Origin of the sequence: Streptomyces glaucescens (assembly GCF_002154375.1) — a bacterium.
Classification (GTDB): Bacteria; Actinomycetota; Actinomycetes; order Streptomycetales; family Streptomycetaceae; genus Streptomyces; species Streptomyces glaucescens.
In genome coordinates this window covers 1-856 of sequence record NZ_MUND01000955.1, presented here as the reverse complement: position 1 = coordinate 856, position 856 = coordinate 1, and the positions used below count along the sequence as shown (strand labels likewise).

At 76.3% G+C, this 856-nt stretch carries 1 protein-coding gene; it reads right to left on the bottom strand.

The window, feature by feature from the left end; all coding sequences use genetic code 11:
• Positions 1–81: 81 nt before the first annotated feature.
• Positions 82–717 (bottom strand): GNAT family N-acetyltransferase, encoded by a 636-nt coding sequence (locus CCN42_RS39710; protein ID WP_086741999.1) that lies wholly within the window; start codon positions 715–717, stop codon positions 82–84.
• Positions 718–856: the final 139 nt, after the last annotated feature.

The window sequence follows — 856 nt, the reverse complement described above, 5'->3', positions numbered from 1 at the left end:
CGGTGACCGTCGGCGAGCCGGTGTCGGGCGCGCCCCCTGCCGACCGCATGCGGCTGCGGGTCGGCCCCGGGGGGCAGCGCCTCAGCTGGGCGTGACGTGCGGAAGGCCGACCCCGCCCGGGGCCGCCTCGTCCGTCGCCAGCCGGGCGTGCAGGTGGGTGTCGCGGAAGGTGTCTCGGCTGCCCGCCTCCCACATGGCGCCGCGGAGGGTGCCTTCGGGGCGGAAGCCGCAGCGTCGCGCGATACGGCAGGACGCGTCGTGGCCGAGGGCGTGGCCGAGTTCCAGGCGGTGGAGGTCCAGGTCGGTGAAGGCCCAGTGGGCGGCGAGGGTGAGGGCGCGGGTGGCGACGTGGTGGCCGCGGGCCTCGGGGAGGACCCAGTAGCCGACGCGGGCGCAGCGCATCGACCGGTCGATCAGGTTGACGCCGATGTGGCCGAGGATCGTGCCGGTGTCCGCGTCCGCGATACGGAACGACACGGCGCTGCCGTCGGCCGCCTGCCGCGCCTTGGAGCGCAGCGACGCACGGGCGCCGTCCCGGTCCGTGACGGGGACGAGCGGGGTGTTCCAGCGCTGGAACTCCGGGTCGGCGTGTCCGCGCAGCCATGCCTCGGCGTGCGTCTCGGACTCCGGGTCCCAGGGGCCGAGGCACAGGCCGTCGCCGTACAGCTCCGGCTGGGAGGGCCGGGACGGCTGGGAGCGCTCGCGTATGTGCGTCATACGGCCATTGAACCGTGCTGAACGTCCGGCGCGAGGCCGTGTGTTCGCCGTGATGCCACGGGGATGCCGGCGTGTTCGCCGTCGGTGCCGGGACGACCGCCCCGGCGCGGCCCCGGGCGCCGCGCCGGGGCGGTCGTCC